The organism is Mycobacterium gordonae (genome assembly GCF_017086405.1).
GTDB classification, from domain to species: domain Bacteria; phylum Actinomycetota; class Actinomycetes; order Mycobacteriales; family Mycobacteriaceae; genus Mycobacterium; species Mycobacterium gordonae_D.
In genome coordinates, this window is the sequence record NZ_CP070973.1 from 5,071,808 (window position 1) to 5,089,150 (window position 17,343).

A 17,343-nucleotide genomic window follows, 5' to 3' on the forward strand; every position below is an offset into this window, starting at 1 on the left:
TCGGATATGCGCCCACATCGATTTGCCAAACCCAGCGCTGAAGTCAGCTCGCAGGCGACAATTAATACATTTCTGCCGCGCCGACCGGATATCGCCATCTTACTGCACCCCAACGGATTCAATGTCCCACACCGAGACGCGAATTTAGTTCTAGAATTTGCCGTTCCAGGTACGCGGAATTTCTTTGAAATCGTCGGACAATTTATTGGCAGTTGGTGTACGGTGCTGAGCGCAGCTTTGAATGTCTTAGTGATCGGGCACCTGGAGGTCAAAGTGTCGTATCTGCTTGCATCCCCTGAGGTGCTGATCGCAGCAGCAACTGAATTGAGTGGAATCGGGTCGGCGCTCGGGGCCGCGACAGCCGGCGCGGTGTCCGCGACTACCGGTATCGCCCCCCTGGGCAGTGACGAAGTGTCGGTGGCGATCAGCCGTCTCTTTAGTGCCTATGGGCAGGAATTCCAGACTCTCAGCGCGCGCACCGCGGTGTTTCATGTCGAATTCACTCAAGCCTTGACGGCCGGCGCACAGTCGTATGCGGCTGCCGAGGCCGCCGCAGCCACCCCGCTGCAATCCTTACTTCAGGGCGTCCAGGATCTCCAAGCACTGGATCCGGTGAAGAACCTGACGGGTCGCCCGTTGATCGGTAACGGCGCTGACGGGGCCCCTGGCACGGGACAGGCCGGCGGGGACGGCGGGTGGTTGTTCGGCAACGGCGGCAACGGCGGATCCGGGGCGCCCGGACAAGCCGGCGGTGCCGGTGGATCGGCCGGGCTGTGGGGCGCTGGTGGAGCGGGCGGCGCAGGCGGGGCCGGGGCAACCGTGGGCGCGACCGGCGGGACCGGAGGAGCGGGCGGGGCAAACGGGTTCCTCGGCGGAGGCAACGGCGGGGCAGGTGGCGCCGGCGGGGCCGGCGGGGACGGTGCGACCGGGCTTGGTGGCGCGGCCGGTGCTGGAGGAACTGGTGGGGCCGGTGGCGCGAACCGTCAGCTGATTTCGTTCTCGGGAGCCGGCGGGGCCGGTGGGGCCGGCGGCGCTGGTGGGGCCGGCGCACCCGGATCGTCGGGGGCGTTCGGCTCGCTGGCCGGCGCGGGGGGGAACGGCGGAGCCGGCGGCGTCGGCGGCGCTGACCAGGCGCTGATCGGCGGGGTCGGCGGGGCCGGCGGAGTTGGCGGCGCTGGTGGCCTCGGTGGGCATGGCGGCAATTCGCTGGTGGTGGGCGGAACTGGGGGCAGCGGAGCTGCCGGTGGCAACGGCGGCAGTGCCGGCGCCGGCGGTGCGGTCAGTGCAACCAATTTCTTGGGCGCTGCCGGCGCCCACGGGTTCGGCGGCGTCGGCGGCCAGGGCGGCGCGGGCGGGATCGGCGGCATCGGTGCGACCGGGTCTGACGGCTCCGTCACGACAGCGGGTGACCAGGGTGGCCAGGGTGGGGCGGGCGGCCGCGGCGGTTCTGGCGGGGCCGGCGTCAACGGAGTCGGCGGCGGTGCCGGCGGGGCCGGCGGAACCGGAGGAACCGGCGGCACTGGTGGCACTGGTGGCACGAACACCGGTGACGGCGACGGTGGGGCCGGTGGTGCGGGTGGCACCGGAGGGGCCGCCGGGGAAGGCGGTCTCGGCACCGACGGTGGAGCGACCGGGGCCAATGGTCACGGTGGCACCGGCGGCAGCGGCGGCCAGGGCGGCGACGGCGGCCACGGCGCCGCCGGCGACAACGATTCGAAGAACCCCACCAGCGGCGGCCAGGGCGGCACCGGCGGCGCGGGCGGCGATGGTGGCCTAGGCGGGGCCGGCATCAACGGCGACGGGGGCGGCGCGGGCGGGGCCGGCGGCAACGGAGGTACCGGCGGAACCGGCGGGGACGGTGGGGAGAACAACGGCACCAGTGGCGGCGACGGGGCGGCAGGCGGCACCGGCGGCACCGGCGGCGCCGCCGGCAAAGGCGGGAACGGCGCTGACGGCGGCGCGGCAGGCGCCAACGGCCATGGCGGCACCGGCGGCCAAGGCGGCAAGGGCGGAGCTGGCGGAACCGGCAACGCCGGCCAAGACTCGACGAACCCCACCCCCGGCGACCCAGGCGGCATGGGCGGTGCCGGCGGCCAAGGCGGCAAGGGCGGAGCCGGCGTCACCGGCGCCGGTGGCGGCGCGGGCGGTGCCGGCGGGAACGGCGGTACGGGTGGAACCGGCGGCACCGGCGGCAACCACACCGGCACCGACAGCGGCGACGGTGCGGCAGGCGGCACCGGCGGCACCGGCGGCACCGCCGGCCGAGGCGGCCTCGGCGCTGACGGCGGCGTGGCAGGGGCCAACGGCCGCGGGGGCACCGGCGGCTCCGGCGGAAACGGAGGCGATGGTGCAAACGGCGCAAACGGCAAAGACGGGGACAATTTCTCTGCTCCGGTCGCAGGAAAACAGGGCGGCAACGGCGGTGCCGGCGGTCAGGGCGGTGCCGGTGGGGCCGGCCTCACCCCCGGCAGCGGTGGCGACGGCGGCAGCGGTGGCAGGGGGGGCCACGGTGGCAACGGCGGAAACGGCGGGGCAAATATCGGCAACGGCGGCGGCAAGAGCGGGCCACAAGTCCCACCGCAGGCCGGCGCCGGCGCTGCCGGCGGCGACGGCGGCGCCGGAGGGAAGGCAGGTGCAGCCGGCCTCGGCACCGACGGTGGGCTGGCAGGGACCAACGGCCACGGCGGAAACGGCGGAAACGGCGGAAACGGCGGTCGCGGCGCCACCGGCGCCAGTGGCACCGACGGGAACGACGTCTTAGTCGGCCCGACCGCAGGACAACAAGGTGGAAACGGCGGCGCCGGAGGAGACGGCGGCGCCGGTGGGTTCGGCTTCACCCTGGGCACCGGTGGTGACGGCGGAAACGGCGGAAACGGCGGCGCCGCCGGCAACGGTGGCGCCGGCGGGTCGAACACGGGCACCTTTGGCGGCGCCGGCGCCGCCGGCGGTAACGGCGGAAACGGCGGAGCTGCCGGCAAGGCCGGCGTCGGTGTCAGCGGCGGCGAGGACGGCGGCACCGGTCAGGGTGGCGCCGGCGGAAGCGGCGGAAACGGCGGAAACGGGGGCACCGGTTCAGCCGGCCTCAGCGATGACACCGCGCCTCAGACAGGATCACCGGGCGGCAGCGGCGGTGCGGGCGGCCAAGGCGGCGCCGGCGGAGCTGGCGACGGCCAACACGGCGGCGGCAGCGGCGGTGCAGGCGGCAACGGCGGGGCCGGCGGCACCGGCGGCACCGGCGGAGCGAACACCGGCCACAACGGCGGCGACGGCGCAGCCGGCGGCGCCGGCGGCACCGGCGGTGGCGCCGGCGCCGGCGGTGCCGGCACCGACGGTGGCGCGACTGGGATCAACGGACACGGCGGCTTCGGGGGCAACGGCGGCAACGGTGGTGCCGGCGGCACCGGCCATAACGGCGCAGACGGCTCCAACCCCGAACAAGGGCTGCAGGGCGGCCGCGGCGGGGCCGGCGGCCAAGGCGGCGCCGGCGGGGCCGGCGTCACTCCGGGGGGCGGCGGCGGTGGCGACGGAGGCAACGGCGGTAACGGCGGCATAGGCGGCACCGGCGGAAACGGCGGGGCCAACACCTCCAACGGTGGCGACGGGGCGGCGGGCGGACGCGGCGGTACCGGCGGGACCGCCGGCGCCGCCGGGCTCGGCGTCGACGGCGGCGAAGACGGCGGCACCGGCCAGGGCGGACGCGGCGGCAAGGGCGGGGACGGCGGCACCGGCGGCGCCGGCCAAGACGGCAGCAACGGCCAGAATCCCACCGCAGGGCTGCAAGGCGGCCGCGGCGGCGCCGGCGGTCAGGGAGGTGCCGGCGGGGCCGGCATCAAGGCAGGCTTTGGCGGCGGCGACGGCGGCGACGGTGGCAACGGTGGCACCGGCGGCACCGGCGGCACCGGCGGCAGCAGCCCGTTTGTCGGTGGAGTGGCGGGTGCCGACGGAGGCCAGGGTGGAACCGGCGGCACTGCTGGCGCCGCGGGTAACGGCGCCGACGGTGGCAAGGCAGGCAATAGCGGTACCGGCGGCACCGGCGGTACGGGTGGTAAAGGCGGCACCGGCGGCCAAGGCAGCAACGGCACCAACAGCACTGACAAGGCCCCAGCTACCCGAGGCAATGCAGGCGGCCATGGTGGCAACGGCGGCCGAGGCGGCATCGGCGGAGACGGCCTCAACGGAATCGGCGGCGGTATCGGCGGCCGAGGCGGCGCCGGCGGCAACGGCGGCGACGGCGGCATCGGCGGAGTCACCAACACCGTCGACGGTAACGGCACCAGCGTCAGCGCGGCGGGCGGCCAAGGTGGCAGCGCCGGCAGTGGCGGCGACGGCGGAGCAGCCGGAAAGGGCGGCACCACCGGCGGCAGGGGTGGTGACGGCGGCAAAGGCGGCAACGGTGGGGGCGGCGGAGCAAACACTGGGTCCTCCCTCATACAGACCGGGTTCTCCGGCGGTGGCGGAGGCGGTGGTGCGGGCGGTACTGGTGGCGCCGGCGGCGGCGGTGGGGCACTCGGCGGCAGCGGCGGCACCGGCGGCACCGGCGGCACCGGCGGACCGGCCACCAACTTCCAAGGCTCCGGACTTGGTATCGGCGGCGACGGTGGCACAGGAGGCGGCGGTGCCGCCGCTACCGATGCGGCGGGCGGTCGCGGCGGCGGCGGGGGTGGCGGCGGCGGTGGCGCCGCCACCAATGATGGGTTCGCCGCGGGTGGCGGCGGCGGCGCCGGCGGTGCTGCGGGCGGCCCCGGGGGCACGGCAGGCCAGGGCGGCAAGGGCGGTTTGTCCCTTTTCCGCGCCAACAACTTCATCAACCAAAATGTGGGCTTCGGCGGCATAGGTGGTGGCGGCCAGCTCAGCGATACCGGGGGAGGAGGCGGGGGCGGCGGTCTCGCCAACGCGAACGCCGGCTTCGACGGCGCCCCAGGCGCCAACGGAGCCGCTGGCGGCAACGGCGGCCTCCCCAACTCCCAAATCAACTTTCCCGGCATCGGCATGCAGGGAGGCAACGGTGGCAATACCCTCGGCGCCGGCGGCGAGGGCGGCAACTCCTTTGCCTCCCTAAGCCCGGGCGTCGCTGGTGAGTCCGGCTAAACCGAATCAGGTCGCGCCCAGGCCTCCGGTTCGACCGCGCAGTGCGATGATGGAGAGGTGGCTGACGGCGAGACACCAACCGACGGTTCCGGCTCGACCGGGCAATCGGCTCCTGCCGCGCCCGCGACACCCGCACCGGCCAGGACCGAAAAGGCAACGTGGAGAACGCTGTTCGCCGCGCTGCCCGTACACCTCGCCGCAGGCCTGAGCCACCTGGGTCATTGGCTGACCCACTTGGGTCGGGGGCTGACCCACCTGGGTCGGGGGCTGGCCCGGCTGGCTGAGATCAAACCGACTCCGCTGCAACGGCTCGCCCTCCTGAGCGGACTCGCCGTGGCCAGCATCTTCGGGGCCCTCGCGTTTCCGGGCAATCCCATCGGGCAGGCGTGCGTTATCGCCTTCGTTCCGGGACTGTGCATCGCAATCGGCGTCTCTGGCACACGTTGGCATGCCCGACAAGGACTCGATCAGCACTTGTTGGAAGCCACCCAGAACGCGGTTCAGACAAGCGTGCAGTTGAAGAGATCAGTTCGCTACGTCGACGAGCGGCTGTCCGCGGCACAAGCCCACCTGGAGAGTGGCAGCGACGACGGTGCGCTGATCGAGGTGGTGCGAGCCAAGACCGCGACGGAATTGTCCTTGGGGGTGGCCGAACATGCCTCACGCCAGTGGGGGTCGACGCCCCCGGTCGACGCCGACGGTGAACTGATATGCGGCAGCGTCGCTGCGGTGGAGGACCAGTACACATTGATCATCAATCGCGGTTCAACGCACGGCATCAAGCCCGACATGGTCGTTGCAGTGCTGGCGGACGTGGGCGAACCTCTTCGCGACCCCGAAACGGGCGAAGTGATCGGCGAGCTGCCGACCGAGAAGTTGCGGGTCAAAGTGATTGACGTGCAACCGAAGTACTCACGAGCGGTGACGTACCGAACCTTCACACCCGCAACGGTCGGATATCCGGCCATGACGGGAACGGCCCGGAGCGGCGCGGCATCTTCGGATGCCGGTACTTTCGACTTCATCGACGAGTCGATCAGCAGAATGCTGGAAGCCGAACTGGCCGAACCGATTCCCGCGCGCGAGAAGATCGCCAACGTGCAGTCGTCCGTGCGGCAGGATGTGCCCCACAGGGTGGCTGCGAACGTCGACATCGGCGATCGGGTTCAGCAAGTCAAGTAAGTTCCATGGTTGGCGCCAGTTCCGCACCGCCTGTTGAGAGCGCCGACGCCAGTCAGCCGCCAAAGTAAGTGATAGCCCGTTGCACGAGTCGTCGGATTTGCCAACCATCTCGCTTGCTCGGTTGGCGTTCGCCGCCCGCTACCGGAGGCCGGAACCAACCGCGGGTGGCAAGCACACGCTGACCGAATAGTGCTGCGAGACAGTGCAATAGCTATCGGTCGCCACTCCACCGGCTGGCTCCGATCGCACCGGTCGGCAGGTGCAAGAGCGGATATGCTCCGCAACCAACAGCTAAATGCCTGACTCTCGACGCAGTCGAAGAGTCGCGCAAACGATGCATCAAGGCGTTTGCTGTTACGGCCGCTCCCCCATTGTGTTGGTGCGGTAGCCAGAGGCCATTCGATCGGTGCCCACGAGCCGCAGGAGCGGGCGCCGGGGAGACACAGCACTGAGGGGGACCCGTTTGGTGGTCCAGTTGGTCTGTCCCCGTCGTTTTGAGCCGTGGTTATGCGAGCTGAGGGACTGAATTGGTTGATGTCCAGATGCATCGGTTGCTGCGCAATCAAACTGAGCCCCTTCGCCCTGTGACCGGCTTTCCCGGCCTCCGACTACTACGAGCTCTCCGCCCCCTGCCGCCGGCATCAGTCGGCGACGGACCTTCCCACACGCCCCGAACCGGCTGCCCGGTGCGAGTGGGACCCAAGGCAGGGTTCCCGCGTTCACTGTTGACCGTTCGACGGGATCGGTATCCAGCTGTGCCCCTGCACCATCGCCATGACTACGCCGCAGGACCTTCACCATGGCCTCCCGAACCGACGACATTCTCCGGCCCGTGAGTTCCCCACCTGGACAAGCACATCCGGCTACGCCAGACTCGGTGACCTCAGCCAGGTGGGTACGCGGTGCGACCCAGCCCACGTCCGCCAGGTTCCGGGCTGGTGGGTGCACTTGAGGGGCGTTCAGACACTGGTTCCTCACGTATACCTCGCCGTCTTGCTAGCCGAGCCCGCACCATCTGGCCGTTCTGGCACGACTCGTCGTTGTCAGGGCCGCTGTCCACCCTCACCCCCGTCCCGGAGATCAGGCTGCCCTCAGCTTCAACCCGCTGCTGCGACAGCGGGAACGTGATGGTCTCTCACCTTTACTCGGTCAAACAGCGCCTCGCGGCGCACGATGTCGGTGCACCATAGTTCGTTGGGCCTGCTCGCGGTGAAGTGCCGGTTGACCAGGTCATCGGGTGTAGTCACTCGGATCAGGGTGGGGATACGCCGCCGTGGCCGTGGCAGTCCACTCAGGCCGTGCTCGGTCATGATCGAGCGCACCAGCTTGAGGTTGACATTCATCTCGTAGTCGGCCAGCAGCGCGGCCCGGATGCGGCGACCACCGTAGGTGCCGCGGGAGCGCTGGTGGATTTTCGCTGATCGTGTCGGCCACAATCAGGCGGCGGATCTCGCGATCGGGCACTGGTCGTCTCTGGTAGTACTGCCACAGGCAGCGCGTCAATCCCGTGATCCGGCAAGCCGATCAGGCGGAATGTCCTCGCGCGATCAGTCGTTCAGTGATCGCGCGCCGGCGTTTTGGGGGCAGCACCGCCTGCTCGTTGAACAGCTCGCACGCATCCCGGGTCAGCGCTAGCTCCGCTTCGAGCTGGGCGATACGTTTGTGGGCGGCGGCCAGCTCATCGGCCTCTACGCTCGGGGTGCCCTCGATGATCCCGGCGTCGATCAGAGCCTGGCGCTTCCATCGGAACAGGGTGGCCTGAGCAATCCCGGTCTCAGCTGCGATCGCAGCGACCGCCTCACCGGACCGCAGCCGGGAAACGATTTGCCGACGCACCGTGGCCGGATACTGACGGGGCATGTGACCTCCTGATGATCACGCTGCCCACAACTCTCACAACCGTGGACCTACAACACGGGTACAGATCTACTGGACCACTACGACGGGCTCACCGCAGCACCGCGGTCGCCGGCCAACGACTTGGCACCCACGGAGCGGAGCTCCGCGTCGACCTCGCTGCACGGATCTACTTACGAGGTCCTGGGCGATCAGCGTGCTGATCCGATCGAGATGGATTGAAATGTGCAGTTTGATGTTGGGCAGCCAGATTCGGTGATCGCACCCGTCATGCTTGAGTCGATATTTGCTAGTGAGCATTCACTCGCAAAAGCAAAGAATATCGAGAATATTTGCTTGTAAGCGATCGCTAACAACGGATATGGCAAATTGACTAAGGAGATTGAAAGCGAGCAATTACTCGAAATATAGGAACCGGACTTCCGCGATACGAAACCAAAAATATGTTGCTAGATAATGGTGAGTACGAGACTTGCAACCGACAGCTCGGCCGGTCGCCGTCTGTTGCTACTCGACTTGGACACTACCTCTTGCGCAACGTGCAGACCGCGTGTGCGATGTCGTCTCCGGTGCCTCTTCGACTCCCGATTTGCGCGTGCTCTCCACCCCGGGATTCGGGATAGATATCCACTTCAAAGCCGTAAAACTCGGCCACGTAAAGAGTGCCGACTCGGGATGCCGCATCACCCGGCCAGGTGACCACAAATCCGGGATTGAGCAGCCGCAGCAACCTGCTTCGCAGCAGACGCACCGCGACCACCGGAACCGGTGGCGATGGCGGCAACGGCGGGATCGGGGGCACCGGCGGCAGTGGTGGCGCCGGCGGCAAAGGCGGTGACGTCGATACCCAATTCGGTCAGTCCGGCAACGGCGGCAACGGCGGCGCCGCGGGTGTCGGGGCCGCAGGTGGCGTTGGCGGTATCGGCGGCTCGGGTGAGGCCCAAGGTGGACACGGCGGAAACGGCGGCGCCGGAGGCGACGCCACCGGACCCGACAGCGTCGGCGGCACCGGTGGCAACGGCGGCAAAGGCGGCGCAGGCGGGGCCGGCCGGCACCGTGGGCACCCCGACGGGCGTCAGCGGCGGAGCCGGGGGTATCGGCGGAGCCGGCGGGACCGGCGGGACCGGCGCCGGCGGCGGGGCCGGGGGCGCCGGCGGCGATGGTGGCGGTGGCTTCCAGCACGGCGGCGACGGCGGCAACGGCGGCAGAGGCGGCGCGGGAGCCGACGGCGGCACGGGAGGCATCGGCGGCAACGGTGGCGCCGGCGGAGCCGGAGGCGCCGCGGGTGTCGGTGGAGCCGGTGGTACCGGCGGAGTCGGCGGGGGCGGCAGCGCCGGCGGTCCCACCGCTCCCCGTGGCACACCTGGCGCGCCCGGAAGCGTCGGCGCCGATGGCGACGACGGCGCGCAGGGCGCCGGCGGGACGCCGGGGCAGTCGGGATGAGCCCGGAAACGACCGGCGACAATCGAGGTTGCCGAGATCGGAGAATTGCGTCGCTGGCTCGGGAAAATACGCCTGCTAGCCGACGCGACCATAACGCATTGAATTCCCGGGTTGATATTTCGGGTTACCCCGAATTCGCACCTTCACAGTTTTCGGCCGATATTTACCTGACGGTGCGCTGACGGACGGCCCGATCGAGAGTCAGTCAATCCCGTCAGCCGGGCGCAGACTCCCCCGCCCGGCGCAGCATCGCCTCGGCGTGCCGCAGCACCGGGGAATCCACCATCTGCCCCTCGAACGCGAACACCCCGCGCTCGGTCTTGGCCGCGGCGAGCACCCGGCGCGCCCAGTCCAGGGTTTCGTCGCTGGGCCGGTAGGCCCTGCGCACCACGTCCACCTGGCTGGGATGGATGCACACGGTCACGTCGAAGCCCACCGCCACGGCGTCGACCGCTTCGGTCTGCAAGCCCTCGACGTCGCGGATGTCCAGGTGTACGGCATCGAGCGCCAGGCGGTCAAAGGCGCTGGCCGCCAACAGGATTGTCGAGCGAACGTGGCGCGCCACATCGCGGTAGGTGCCGTCCGCGCACCGACTTGAGCTGCCGCCCAGGGTGGCGATCAGATCCTCGGCACCCCACATCATCCCGACGGTGCGCTCCGCCGCCGCGATCTCCGCCGCGAACAACGCTCCCCGCGCGGTCTCCACCAAGGCGATGACATCGCGCGGCCCCAACGCCGCCACCTGGGCGGCGGACTCCGCCTTGGGCAGCATCACCGTGGTATACGCGGTGCCTGCCAGCGCTTCGAGATCGCGGGCCTGATCGTCGGTGCCGGCCGCGTTGATCCGCACGACCGTCCGCGTGGGGTCCAACGGGTGGTCCCGCAGCGCCTGGCGGGCGGCGGCCTTCTCCGGCGCCGCAACTCCGTCTTCCAGGTCGAGGATCACCACATCGGCGGCCGCCGCAGCCTTGGTGAAACGCTCGGGCCGATCGGCCGGGCAGAACAACCAGCCCGGTCCGGCGTCACGCAAACTCATGACGCGTCCTCGGCAGGGCGTTTCTGCACCAGCGTGGTCCGAACCGCTTTGGCCACGACATCCCCGTGCTGATTGCGTCCGGTGTGCTCCAACGTGACGATGCCTTCGCCGGGACGGCTCTTGGACTCCCGCTTATTGGTGCACACGGTCTCGGCATAAAGCGTGTCGCCGTGGAAAACCGGCTTGGGGAAGGACACGTCGGAGAAACCGAGGTTGGCGACGATGGTGCCCAACGTCAACTGGGCGACGGACAACCCGACCAGCGTGGAGAGCGTGAACATCGAATTCACCAGCCGCTCACCACGAAAGCCCGGCTGCTCGGCGGCCCACGCCGCGTCCAGGTGCAGCGACTGAGTGTTCATGGTGAGCGTGGTGAACAGCACATTGTCGGCCTCCGTGACGGTGCGACCCGGGCGGTGCAGGTAGGTAGTGCCGACCTCGAACTCCTCGAACCACAGGCCGCGCTGGACTACCTGGCGGTCTGTCATGAGAGCCCCAACGAGCGGGCGATCAGCATCAACTGCACCTCGGTGGTGCCCTCGCCGATCTCCAGGATCTTGCTGTCGCGGTAGTGACGGGCGACCGGGTATTCGTTCATGAAGCCGTAGCCGCCGTGAATCTGAGTCGCGTCCCGGGCGTTGTCCATCGCCGCTTCCGAGGATACCATCTTGGCGATCGCCGCTTCCTTCTTGAAAGGCTTGCCCGCCAACATCTTTGCCGCGGCGTCGTAGTAGGCGGTGCGGGCCACGTGGGCGCGGGCCTCCATGCGCGCGATCTTGAAGCTGATTGCCTGGTAGGAGCTGATCGGTTGGCCGAAGGACTGCCGCTCGTTGGCGTACTTGACGCTTTCGTCGACGCAGCCCTGCGCCACCCCGGTCGCCAGCGCGGCGATCGCGATGCGGCCCTCGTCGAGGATTGACAGGAAGTTGGCGTAGCCCTTGCCGCGGGTGCCCAGCAGATTCTCTTCGGGGACGCGCGCGTCGTCGAAGGTCAGCGGATGGGTGTCCGAGGCGTTCCAGCCGACCTTGTTGTAGGTCGGCTCGACGATGAATCCCGTTGTGCCGCTAGGCACCATGATGGTCGAAATCTCCTTCTTGCCGTCCGCGACGGTACCGGTGACGGCGGTGACGGTGACCAGTGAGGTGATGTCGGTGCCGGAGTTGGTGATGAACTGCTTGCTGCCGTTGACGATCCACTCATTGCCCTCGAGGCGGGCCGTGGTGCGGGTGCTGCCGGCGTCGGAGCCCGCACCCGGTTCGGTGAGGCCGAATCCGGCCAGCGCCCGCCCGGTCAGCAGATCCGGCAACCACTGCTGCTTCTGCTCCTCGGTGCCGAAGCGGAAGATCGGCATGGCGCCCAGACCCACGGCGGCTTCCAGGGTAATAGCGACCGACTGGTCGACCTTGCCGAGTTCCTCCAGTGCCAGGCCCAGGGCGAAGTAGTCACCGCCCATGCCGCCGTACTCCTCCGGGAAGGGCAGGCCGAACAGCCCCATCTCCCCCATCTTGGCGACCACCTCGTACGGGAAGCTGTGCTCCTCATCGTGTTTGGCCGAGACGGGTGCCACGACGGTGCGTGCGAAGTCGGCCACCGTATCGCGGAGTTCCTCGTATTCCTTCGGAATAGTTCCTGCTGGAATCGTTGTCGTCATGATTCGCTATTCCTTGCCTTCTGTTGCTTCTTCGGTGGCCGGGACCAGCCGGGCCAACACCTGGTCGACGGTCACCTGGTCGCCGACCGACACCAACACCTCCACCTGACCGGAGACGGGTGCCGTCAGCGAGTGCTCCATCTTCATCGCCTCGACGACTACCACCACGTCGCCCTCCGAAACCTCGGCGCCCGACTCGGCCTGCACCGCAATGACGCTGCCGGGCATGGGGCTGACGACCTCGGCGGGTCGCTCCCCCGCGGCTCGACGGATCTTGTGTTCCTCGACCTCCCGGATGTGCCAGGCGCCCCGCGCGTCGGCGATCCAGAAGTGCCGCTCCGCCTCGGCCCACCGGTAGTCCCGGCGTACGCCATTTAGCGTCACGCTTAGTCGCCCAGTACCGACTTGCGCACTCGCGGCCAGCGTTTCACCGTCCCCGACGCTCACCTCGGCCGCATCGGGCAAGCCCCGCACCGCGACGGTCTCCGTGCGCTGCGCGGTGCGCATCGCGGTGCGCACCGCAGCGGCGGCGGCGCCGATGCGCCAGCCGCTCGGGCTGGCCCACAGGTTGCCCCTGCTGCGCCGTTGCAGAGCCCATTGGACATACAGACCGGCCGCGGCGAACACATCGTCCGGGGCCACCAGCGGGTCGAAGTCGTCGAGCCGCTCATCCAGCAGGGCGGTGTCGAGATCTCCGGCCTGCACCCGCTCGTCGGCAAGCAGAAAGCGGAGAAACTCGATGTTGGTCTGCACACCCAGGACCGCGGTCTGCGATAGCGCCTGATCGAGGCGGGCCAGCGCCTGCGCCCGGTCGCTGCCGTGCGCGATCACCTTGCTCAGCATCGGGTCGTAATCGCTGCCGACCACCGTGTCCGCCAGCAGCGAGGAATCCACCCGCACGCCGGGCCCGGACGGCTCGACGACCTGCAGCACCCGGCCCCCGGTGGGCAGAAATCCGCGAGCGGGATCCTCGGCGTACACCCGGGCCTCGATCGCGTGCCCGCGCAGCTCGATGTCGTCCTGTGCCAATGCCAGCTTCTCGCCCGCGGCCACCCGCAGCTGCCACTCGACCAGATCTAGGCCCGTAACCGCCTCGGTGACAGGGTGTTCCACCTGCAGCCGGGTGTTCATCTCCATGAAGAAGAACTCGTCGGGACGGTCCGCGGAAACGATGAACTCCACCGTGCCGGCGCCGACATAGTCGACGCTGCGGGCGGTGTTGCACGCGGCGGCGCCGATCCGCGCCCGGGTGGCGGCGTCCAGCAGCGGCGACGGAGCCTCCTCGATCACCTTCTGGTGGCGTCGTTGCAGGCTGCATTCGCGCTCGCCGAGATGCAGCACGTTGCCGTGCGTGTCGGCGAGCACCTGAACCTCGATGTGCCTGGGCCGCTGCACGAATCGCTCCAGAAACAGCGTGTCGTCCCCGAATGCGGAGGCGGCCTCGCGCCGTGCGCTCACCAGCGCTTCGCGCAACCGGGCGGAGTACTCGACCATCCGCATTCCTTTGCCGCCACCGCCCGCGGACGGCTTGACCAGTACCGGGTAGCCCACGTCTTCGGCGGCGGCGACGAGTTCGTCGTCGGTCAGCCCCGGGCGCGCGATTCCCGGCACCACCGGCACGTCGAAGGCCGCGACCGCGTTCTTGGCGGCGATCTTGTCGCCCATCACCTCGATCGCGTGTGCGGGCGGCCCCAGAAACGCCACCCCGGCCCGATCACATGCCGCGGCGAAATCCGCGTTCTCCGAAAGGAACCCGTAGCCTGGGTGGATCGCCTGGGCTCCGGTGCGCACCGCCGCGTCGATCACTTTCGCGATGTCGAGATAGCTCTGGCGGGCCGGCGCCGGTCCCAGCCGGACCGCCGTGTCGGCTTCGATTACATGACGGGCCGCTGCGTCGGCGTCGCTGTAGACGGCGACGGACTGGATACCCAGCCGGCGCAGAGTGCGGATCACCCGCACCGCGATCTCGCCGCGGTTGGCCACTAGAACAGTGTCAAACATGTCACATCCGGAAGACGCCGTAGGAGACCGATTCCAGCGGGGCCTGGGCACACACAGAAAGCGCCAGCCCCACAACCGTTCTGGTATCGGCAGGGTCGATGATGCCGTCGTCCCACAGACGGGCGGTCGAGTAGTAGGGGTTGCCTTGGTCCTCGTACTGGGCGCGGATGGGCGCTTTGAACGCCTCTTCCTCTTCGGGCGACCAGGGCTTGCCCGCGGCAGAAAGCTGCTCACCGCGCACTGTGGCCAGCACCGAAGCGGCTTGTTCGCCGCCCATCACCGAGATGCGTGCATTCGGCCACATCCACAGGAAGCGCGGTGAGTACGCCCGCCCGCACATCGAATAGTTACCCGCGCCATAGGATCCGCCGATCACCACGGTCAGCTTCGGAACCCGCGCGCACGCCACCGCGGTGACCATCTTGGCCCCGTGTTTGGCGATGCCGCCCGCCTCGTAGTCGCGACCGACCATGAACCCGGCGATGTTCTGCAGAAAGAGCAACGGGATCCGGCGCCTATCGCACAACTCGATGAAATGCGCTCCCTTGACTGCGGATTCGCTGAACAGCACGCCGTTGTTAGCGATGATCCCGACCGGGTGGCCGTGGATGTGCGCGAAGGCCGTCACCAGCGTCTTACCGTAATTCGCCTTGAATTCGCTGAATTCGCCACCGTCGACCATGCGCACGATCACTTCGCGGACGTCGTAGGGCACCCGCGGATCCGGGGGGACCACGTCGTACAGGTCCGTCTGGTCATACCGGGCGTCCACCGACGGACGGATGTCCCACTGCGCGGGCTCGCGCGGTCCGAAGGTGGCCGCGATCGAGCGCACGATCCGCAGCGCATCCTCGTCGTCCTCAGCCAGATGGTCGGTGACGCCCGAGACCCGGGAGTGCAGGTCCCCGCCGCCGAGTTCTTCGGCGGTGACGATCTCGCCGGTGGCCGCCTTGACCAGGGGTGGGCCGCCCAGGAAGATCGTGCCCTGCTCGCGGACGATGACGGCTTCGTCGCTCATCGCGGGCACGTACGCGCCGCCCGCGGTGCATGACCCGAGTACCGCCGCAACCTGCGGAATTCCCTTGGCGCTCATGGTCGCCTGGTTATAGAAGATCCTGCCGAAGTGTTCGCGGTCGGGGAACACCTCGTCCTGGCGGGGCAGGAAAGCGCCGCCGGAGTCGACCAGGTAGATGCAGGGCAGCAGGTTCTGTACAGCGACCTCTTGGGCGCGCAGGTGCTTCTTGACCGTCATCGGGTAGTAGGTGCCGCCCTTGACGGTGGCGTCGTTGGCGACGATCACACACTCACGTCCCGACACCCGCCCGATCCCCGTGATGATGCCCGCGCCCGGAGACTCGTCGCCATACATGCCGTTGGCGGCCAGCGCGGCCAGTTCCAGGAAGGGGCTGCCCGGATCGAGCAGGCGGTCCACCCGTTCCCGGGGCAGCAATTTTCCGCGGCTGACGTGACGCTCGCGGGCGCGTTCGTTGCCGCCCAGGGCTGCCGCGGCCAGCTTCTCGTTGAGTTCGGCGACCAATCGGCGATGTTCGTCGGCGAAGGTGGGCGCGATAGCCGTCACCGGGACACCAGGTCCGACAGGATAAGCGGCGGCTGGGTTTTGGCGACCACCTCGTCGACCGACACATCCGGGGCGGTCTCGATGAGGTGCAGGCCGTCGTCACGGACGTCGATGACGGCCAGTTCGGTGACGATCCGGTTGACGCAGCCGACACCGGTCAGCGGGAGGGTGCAGCGCTCCAGGATCTTGGAGCTGCCGTCCTTGGCGGCGTGCTCCATCATCACGACGACCGTGCGGGCGCCGTGCACCAGATCCATCGCCCCGCCCATGCCCTTGACCATCTTGCCGGGAATCATCCAGTTGGCGAGGTCCCCGGTGACCGAAACCTGCATTGCCCCAAGCACAGCCACGTCCAGATGCCCACCACGGATGACCCCGAATGACGTCGAGGAACCGAAGAACGACGCTCCCGGTAGGACCGTCACCGTCTCTTTGCCGGCGTTGATCAGATCGGCATCGACGTCTTCGCGACGCGGGTAGGGCCCGACACCGAGGATCCCGTTCTCCGAATGTAGGACGACGTGCACGCCGTCGGGAATGTGGTTGGGAATCAACGTGGGCATCCCAATACCGAGGTTGACGTACTGGCCGTCGGTGAACTCGGCGGCGATCCGGGCTGCCATCGCGTCGCGCGTCCAGGTCATGCGTTACTCCTCTTTGTCGCGAATGTGGGGGAAGCCCCAAGCTCGGCGCAATCGACCGCCATCACCGCACCGTCTCCTTCTCAATCCGCTTCTCCGGGTTGGGCACATGCACGACGCGCTGCACGAAAACACCCGGCGTATGCACGGTGGCGGGGTCGATCTCACCGGGCTCGACAAGGTGCTCGACCTCGGCGATGGTGATCCGTCCGGCCGGGGCGCACTCGGGGTTGAAGTTGCCGGCGGCGTAGCGGTACACCAGGTTGCCGTGCCGGTCGCCCTTCCAGGCATGCACCAGCGCGAAGTCGGTGCGGATCCCCCGCTCGAGAACATAGGTGACGCCGTCGAACTCGCGCGTCTCTTTGGGCGGCGACACGACGGCGACCTCCCCCGAAGCGTCGTAACGCCACGGCAGGCCGCCGTCGGCGATCTGGGTGCCGACCCCAGCCGGCGTGTAGAAGCCCGGGATGCCCATCCCGCCGGCACGCAGCCGCTCGGCCAGCGTGCCCTGCGGGGTGAGCTCCACTTCCAGTTCACCGGACAGGAATTGCCGCGCGAATTCCTTGTTCTCACCCACATATGAGGAGATAGTGCGGCGGATTCGCTTGTGCGCCAAAAGCACTCCCAACCCAATGCCGTCCACTCCGCAGTTGTTGGACACCGTCTCCAGGTCGGTGACGCCCAGCTCGGCGAGCGCCGATATCAGCGCCTCCGGGATGCCGCACAGCCCGAATCCTCCGACGGCCAGCGACGAGCCGTCGGTTATGTCCGCGACCGCCTCTGCAGCGGTAGCCACCACCTTGTCCATTTATCGCAGAGCCTCCGATTTCAGTTAATAATCATTAACTAAGACAGTGACAATACC

At 68.9% G+C, this 17,343-nt stretch carries 11 protein-coding genes and 1 pseudogene; 3 read left to right on the forward strand and 9 right to left on the reverse strand.

Annotated elements, in window-relative coordinates:
• The first annotated feature begins 273 nt into the window (after nt 1-273).
• A complete protein-coding gene (locus JX552_RS33440) occupies nt 274-5,088 on the forward strand; it encodes a PE family protein (RefSeq protein WP_277395999.1) in 4,815 nt (1,604 codons plus the stop codon).
• A gap of 57 nt (nt 5,089-5,145) precedes the next feature.
• The gene (locus JX552_RS21480; RefSeq protein WP_205873908.1) at nt 5,146-6,270 is read left to right on the forward strand and encodes an MreC domain-containing protein; all 1,125 of its coding nucleotides are present in this window, start codon (nt 5,146-5,148) and stop codon (nt 6,268-6,270) included.
• Between the two features lie 1,097 nt (nt 6,271-7,367).
• Here the strand turns inward: JX552_RS21480 and JX552_RS21485 are convergent.
• Nucleotides 7,368-7,706, reverse strand: a complete 339-nt coding sequence (locus tag JX552_RS21485; protein ID WP_205873909.1) for an IS3 family transposase — start codon at nt 7,704-7,706, stop codon at nt 7,368-7,370.
• 88 nt (nt 7,707-7,794) lie between these two features.
• Nucleotides 7,795-8,130 carry a transposase gene (locus tag JX552_RS21490; protein ID WP_205873910.1) on the reverse strand — a complete coding sequence of 112 codons (336 nt, stop codon included), beginning with the start codon at nt 8,128-8,130 and terminating at the stop codon, nt 7,795-7,797.
• Nucleotides 8,131-8,888: 758 nt separating this feature from the next.
• On the opposite strand from JX552_RS21490, the pseudogene JX552_RS21500 reads away from it, so the two are divergent.
• Nucleotides 8,889-9,570: pseudogene (locus tag JX552_RS21500) on the forward strand (hypothetical protein); the annotation flags it as partial.
• Between the two features lie 214 nt (nt 9,571-9,784).
• On the opposite strand, the gene JX552_RS21505 reads toward JX552_RS21500, so the two are convergent.
• The 7 genes from JX552_RS21505 to JX552_RS21535 form a co-directional block, all read right to left on the reverse strand.
• Nucleotides 9,785-10,606 (reverse strand): HpcH/HpaI aldolase/citrate lyase family protein, encoded by an 822-nt coding sequence (locus JX552_RS21505; RefSeq protein WP_205873911.1) that lies wholly within the window; start codon nt 10,604-10,606, stop codon nt 9,785-9,787.
• Complete coding sequence (locus JX552_RS21510) at nt 10,603-11,094, reverse strand: MaoC family dehydratase (RefSeq protein WP_205873912.1); 492 nt, start codon at nt 11,092-11,094, stop codon at nt 10,603-10,605. The genes JX552_RS21505 and JX552_RS21510 overlap by 4 nt, the downstream gene beginning before the upstream one ends.
• The gene (locus JX552_RS21515) at nt 11,091-12,257 is read right to left on the reverse strand and encodes an acyl-CoA dehydrogenase family protein (protein ID WP_205873913.1); all 1,167 of its coding nucleotides are present in this window, start codon (nt 12,255-12,257) and stop codon (nt 11,091-11,093) included. Before JX552_RS21515 ends, JX552_RS21510 begins: the two co-directional genes overlap by 4 nt.
• A 6-nt stretch (nt 12,258-12,263) precedes the next feature.
• On the reverse strand, nt 12,264-14,258 hold the full coding sequence (locus JX552_RS21520) for an acetyl/propionyl/methylcrotonyl-CoA carboxylase subunit alpha (protein WP_205873914.1): 1,995 nt from the start codon (nt 14,256-14,258) through the stop codon (nt 12,264-12,266).
• Between the two features lies 1 nt (nt 14,259).
• Nucleotides 14,260-15,837: a carboxyl transferase domain-containing protein gene (locus JX552_RS21525; RefSeq protein WP_205873915.1), complete on the reverse strand. Its 1,578-nt coding sequence runs from the start codon at nt 15,835-15,837 to the stop codon at nt 14,260-14,262.
• On the reverse strand, nt 15,834-16,481 hold the full coding sequence (locus JX552_RS21530) for a CoA transferase subunit B (protein ID WP_205873916.1): 648 nt from the start codon (nt 16,479-16,481) through the stop codon (nt 15,834-15,836). Before JX552_RS21530 ends, JX552_RS21525 begins: the two co-directional genes overlap by 4 nt.
• A gap of 61 nt (nt 16,482-16,542) precedes the next feature.
• Nucleotides 16,543-17,286, reverse strand: a complete 744-nt coding sequence (locus tag JX552_RS21535) for a CoA transferase subunit A (protein WP_205873917.1) — start codon at nt 17,284-17,286, stop codon at nt 16,543-16,545.
• Nucleotides 17,287-17,343: the final 57 nt, after the last annotated feature.